Raw genomic sequence first — 5,684 nt, 5'->3', positions numbered from 1 at the left:
CTGTTCTTCATTCATGACGGTGTTCACTCAGGCGTGCGAAACGGCGATCTCTTCGTGCCGCTCGGCAAGGACGGCGCGCAGCCGAAGGAGCCGGTGCGTTAGCCATGGCGGACGGGGGCGCGTCTGGCGGGGCTGGGCGCGTACGGCAAGATAAAGGTACCGCCTCCAGGAGGCGGTTAAATCTTTGTCTGCACATCGTTTTTCCGGGAGGCTGCCGCCGGTGCCAAGAGGGTTGGACGTGTAAGTGTCTGATTTTGCTTGATATGTCTGGGAGGCTCGCATTAAGGATGACGAGTTCAGGCCGAGGCTCGGCAAGATCGGGTCGCGCGGCTCGAAGGCCGGCAAACGCTATGCCGGCCAGGTTCGTGCGGCGATCAACCGGGCTGGCGGCCGGCCGCAACGCGGTGGTCGCTTCACAGGAAGCCGGACAGGGCGCGGCGGGGCGGCCGCCGCACTGCTGAAATCGCGCGACCGGTATGCCGCCTTCCGCCAGCGCCGGGTGATCGTCAAGGCGCGGGTCGTCAAGCTCGCCGGCAAGGGCGCGGACGGGGCGCGTGCCCATCTACGCTATCTTCAGCGCGACGGGGTCACCCGCGAAGGTGAACCTGGCGAGCTCTACGGCGCCGACAGCGGCCGCGTCGACGGCAAGGCGTTCATCGATCGCGCGGACGGCGACCGCCATCAGTTCCGCTTCATCGTCGCTGCCGAAGACGGCATCGAGTACGACGACCTCAAGGCGCTGACGCGGCGGCTCATGGCGCAGATGCAGGAAGACCTCGGCACGAAGCTCGACTGGGTCGCGGTCGATCATTTCAACACCGGCCACCCGCACAGCCACATCATCGTCCGTGGCAGGGACGACCGTGGCGAGAACCTGGTCATCGCGCGCGAATATATCTCATCTGGCATCCGCGAGCGGGCGGCCGAGCTGGTCAGCCTCGATCTCGGTCCGCGAACCGACCGCGAGATTGAGCTTCGCCTGCGCCGGGAAATGGAGCAGGAACGCTTCACCAGCATCGACCGTCGGCTGCTCAGCATGCGTGATGATGACGGCCTGGTCTCGCCGGGCGGTCCCGACGCCATTCGCCAGACGCTGCACCAGGGACGGCTGCGCAAGCTCGAGCGGATGGGTCTGGCCGCGGAGGTCGGCGCTGGCTCCTGGCGCCTCGACGATGAGCTCGAAGCCACGCTGCGCCGCACCGGCGAACGCGGCGACATCATCAAGACCATGCACCGCGAACTGACCGGCAAGGGGCTTGCCCGCAGGGCCGCCGACTGGGTGATCCACGATCGATCCGGCGAGCCCGTCCAGTCTCTCGTCGGTCGCGTTGTCGCGCGTGGACTGGCCGACGAGATCAATGACCGCCATTACATGATCGTCGACGCCGTCGACGGTAAGAGCCATTGGATCAACATCGGTAGAGGCGAGGCGATGGAAACGATGCCTAATGGCTGCATCGTGCGTGTCGCGCCAAGGAACACCGAGCCGAGGCAGGTCGATCGTACCATCGCCGAAATCGCCGCCGCGCATGGCGGCCGTTACGACGTCGATATGCACCTGAAGCATGACCCATCCGCCACCGAGAGCTTTGCGCGAACGCATGTGCGGCGGCTGGAGGCGATCCGCCGCGCGACCGGCGGCGTCGAGCGAGAGCCGAACGGCACCTGGCTCATCGCGCCGGACCATCTCGATCGCGTCGCGAATTATGAGGGCCAGCGGGCCAGGGCCGAGCCTGTCGTTGCCGACAAGCTCTCCTCAATGGCGCTGGAGCGACAGGTCAGCTTCAACGGCGCCACCTGGCTCGACCGGGAGCTGGTTGCCGATAGACCCGAGCCTTTGCACGGATCCGGCTTCGGCCGCGACGTGAGAGAGGCGCAAGCTCGCCGGCGGCAGTGGCTGATCGCGCAAGGCCTCGCGCATAAAGAACAGGATGGGATCGTCTATCGAGCCAACATGCTTTCGATCCTGCGCCAGCGAGAACTGAACCGTGTTGCTGGCCAACTGTCGGAGGAACTTGGCCTGCCCTATGCCGAAGCGCGATCCGGAGGACGAGTAGAGGGTACGCTCCGCCGCTCCGTCGAGCTTGCCAGCGGAAAATATGCCGTCGTTGAAAAGTCGCGCGAGTTCACGCTGGTGCCATGGCGGCCGGTGCTTGAGCGCCATGTGGGCAAGGAGGTCTCCGGTGTCGTGAGTGGGGAGGGGATTTCATGGACCGTCGGCCGGCAAAGGAGCGGACCTGGTGTTTCGTGAGATGGTGTACAGCTTTTTAGCCAGCGGCGCGGGCAGCCATGCGAGCCCGCGTAGACCTTATGGCCGCACGCCCGCAATCGGTCGCATGGACCTGCCAGGCGGGGCGGCTTTGGAGCGTTCGGACCCGACACGCTGCGTGAGTGGCCAGACTTCGAGCGCTCGAAGATGCGGACTGTTGTCTGCTGGCCGGCGTTATTCCGGCTGGCCTATGACCGCGGCGCAACAGTTCACCGCTGAAGTTGCCACGGGCGAACATCGACAAGAGAAAAAACACCATTGCGCGTTACAAATCGCCGTTGAAAGCGTTTAGGTTGCATGCGCTTCGCCAAGTAAACGGATACCCCAGAAGAGAGCCATGACCACGGCCCGCCATATCGTGACGCTGCTTAAAAGCCACATTGCCGGCGACGAGGATCGTTTCCTCTCTATCGCGATGCAGCTTGCTGCGCATGAGGCACGTCAAGGCCATGGCAAGCTTGCTCAGGAGCTCAAGGATCTGGTCGACGCAGCCAAGAGCAGGGACGCCCGGATTGCCAAGAGCAGTCGGCCGGTTCCCCTTTTTCAGCCAAAGGGCGAACTCGCAGGCCTCCTGCATGTGCGCTATCCGGACCTGCGACTGACGGACATGATTTTGCCGGACAGTCTGCGCTCGCGCCTGCACCGCGTGCTGGGAGAGCAGCGCCAACAAGCAAGCTTGCGCGAGCACGGGCTTGTTCCCCGTCGCAAACTGCTTCTGGTCGGCCCGCCAGGATCAGGCAAGACGATGACCGCATCGGCATTGGCCGGGGAGCTTCATCTGCCCCTTTTCATGATCGTCCTCGATGGTTTGATCACCAAGTTCATGGGAGAGACTGCCGGAAAGCTGCGGCTTGTTTTTGATGCAATGCAGGCGACGCGGGGCGTCTACTTCTTTGACGAATTCGATGCCATCGGCGCGCGTCGAGGCGAACGCCAGGATGTTGGCGAGATTCGGCGCGTGCTGAATTCGTTTCTGCAGTTTCTCGAGCAAGACGACAGCCACAGCCTGATTATTGCGGCAACAAATCATCCCGAGCTGCTCGACAGAGCTTTGTTCCGCCGTTTCGACGATGTCATCGAATACGCCGTGCCCGATCGGCCGATTATCGAGGCGCTGCTTCGGGCTCGACTCGACCGCTTCGACACCAGAGGGCTTGCCTGGAACGAGGCGATCTCTCAGGCAGAGAGACTGTCGCAGGCCGAGATCACCCGCGCGGCCGACGACGCTGCAAAAACCATCATATTGCGGGGGGGGAAGCGGATCACCTCGGAAGCGCTCATCGACGCTCTGAAGGAACGCCGGCAGGCTTCGCTGTCTGAGTAGCGACAGCACAGATCATAATGGCAGACGATTTTCCGCGCGACCGCGCCCATATCCACCTTCGCAACAACGGCATTCGGGAAGCCTATCGGCGGCCCAACCAACTTATACATGCACCGCCGCTGCCGGCGCGTGATCGGGCGTCGCATGCTGCGGCCTTGACGCAATCCATCGAACAAGCGGTCGAAAGTGCACGCCAGCAGATTGCGGCGCGTGACCCCCAGCTGTCGGTCGGCACGCCTGGCTTTTACCTCGAGATCGATCTGCCCATGTCCGGACGGGCGGCCCTCGACCAGTTGGCCGATCGTCGCCGGCACATGGAGCTGGTCGCCGTCCATGAGCCAACTCAACCCGGTGCTCCCATCACAGCGTCGGTGTTCCTGCCGCAAAGCGCGCAAGCCTATTATTTGCGGAAAGTCGAGGCGTATCGAGACGTTGACACTGACCGCGGCAGACCGCGCAACGAGCCGCTCGTCTCCCGCATGGAGACAGTCAGGCTGGCGACTGCACGATCGTTGTTTACCGACCACGACGACCTCTTCCCCCAGGCCGCTGACGAGCAGGTGTGGTGGGAAGTCTGGCTGCGCGACGGTCGCCGCGAGAACTTCGAGCACATTGCCGAAGCCCTGAACATCACTTTGCGCACGCATGCGGTCAGGTTTCCGGAGCGGGTGGTCATGCTGGCACTCGCCAGCACGGCAATGCTCGACCGCATGATTGCGCACAGCGATGTCGTCGCCGAGCTGCGGCGCGCGAAGGATACGCCGTCCTTCTTCATGGGCCTTGGTGGCGCGGAGCAAAGGGACTGGAGCGACGAGCTTCTCGGGCGCGTCAGACCGCCTCAATCCGATATTGCGGTCTGCATTCTCGACAGCGGCGTACGTCGCACCCACCCGTTGATCGAACCCGCACTTGCCGTTGAAGACTGGCACACCGTCAAACCGGCATGGGGCAGCGACGACACACCTGCGTGGAGCGGCCACGGGACGCGAATGGCAGGTGTCGGCCTGTACGGTGATCTGGTCCCGCTCCTGGTCGGAGGCGATCCAGTTCCATTGCCCTTTCGGCTGGAGAGTGTCCGTATCCTTCCGCCAGAAGACGAGGCAAACGATCCAGAACTCTATGGCGCGATCACCGCGGAAGCGATCGCCCGCGCCGAGGTGCAGGCGCCGGAGCGCCGCCGCGCGATCGCAATGGCTGTGACAAGCGCCAGTCCGGCGCGTGGAAGGCCCACATCGTGGTCTGCCGCTATCGACCAACTCTGTTTCGAAGAGGAGCAGCGACGCTTGATCGTTCTCTCTGCCGGCAACATCGGCGATGACCTCATGCCGGCCGAGCATTTGACGCGCAACGATCTGGAAGCAGTCGATGATCCTTCTCAGGCCTGGAATGCGCTGACGGTCGGCGCTTTCACAGAAAAGGTCGATATCATTGACACCGACTTTGCGGGCTACGCTCCGATCGCGCCGGTCGGCGAGCTCTCGCCGCGCAGTCGCACTTCGGTCGTTTGGGACAGGCAGTGGCCGGTGAAGCCCGAGGTCGTCTTCGAAGGCGGCAATCTCGCCCATGACGGTGTGTTGCCTGGCGAGCCGATCGACGATCTGCAGATATTGACCACTTTCTATCGACCCGAACTGCGCCACTTCACCACCCTCGGAGATACGAGCGCGGCAACGGCCCATGCCGCACGGATGGCGGGACTGATTCTATCAGCGCGCCCCGAGCTGTGGCCTGAAACGGTTCGCGCCCTGATCGTCCACTCGGCCGAATGGACTCCGGCGATGCGCGCACGCATCGATGCGTGCAACGGAGCGAAGGGCGAGATCCAGGCGCTCGTGCGGCGCTATGGTTACGGCGTGCCAGATCTTGGGCGCGCGCTTCTGTCAACGGTGAACGACCTCACGCTTATCGTTGAAGATGAGCTTCAGCCTTTCCAGCGCGAGGGCGGCGCGGCTGCCAAAACGCGTGACATGAAGCTGCATCGCCTGCCTTGGCCGAAGGAGCAGCTCGCGGCGCTCGGCGCTGCCCAGGTCGAGCTCCGCGTCACGCTGTCCTATTTCATCGAACCCAACCCCGGTGAACGCGGATGGACCC

At 63.6% G+C, this 5,684-nt stretch carries 3 protein-coding genes; all 3 read left to right on the top strand.

Features of this window, described 5'->3' with window-relative positions; translation table 11 throughout:
* Positions 1 to 280: 280 nt before the first annotated feature.
* On the top strand, positions 281 to 2,251 hold the full coding sequence (rlxS, locus tag EN893_RS15945; protein ID WP_128361638.1) for a relaxase/mobilization nuclease RlxS: 1,971 nt from the start codon (positions 281 to 283) through the stop codon (positions 2,249 to 2,251).
* A 355-nt stretch (positions 2,252 to 2,606) separates the two neighbouring features.
* Positions 2,607 to 3,593: an ATP-binding protein gene (locus EN893_RS15940; protein WP_024505649.1), complete on the top strand. Its 987-nt coding sequence runs from the start codon at positions 2,607 to 2,609 to the stop codon at positions 3,591 to 3,593.
* 17 nt (positions 3,594 to 3,610) lie between these two features.
* Positions 3,611 to 5,684 (top strand): S8 family peptidase (locus tag EN893_RS15935; RefSeq protein ID WP_164900911.1); only part of this gene is annotated, 2,074 nt, incomplete at its 3' end.

The organism is Mesorhizobium sp. M7A.F.Ca.CA.004.04.2.1, assembly GCF_004022825.1.
Lineage (GTDB): Bacteria > Pseudomonadota > Alphaproteobacteria > Rhizobiales > Rhizobiaceae > Mesorhizobium.
Note: the sequence above shows the minus strand (reverse complement) of the source record. Positions and strands in the feature narration are given on the sequence as shown.

Excerpts from the sequence above, each read along its gene's own strand:
- EN893_RS15940 (WP_024505649.1), top strand. The coding sequence starts at position 2,607 with ATGACCACGGCCCGCCATATCGTGACGCTGCTTAAAAGCCACATTGCC.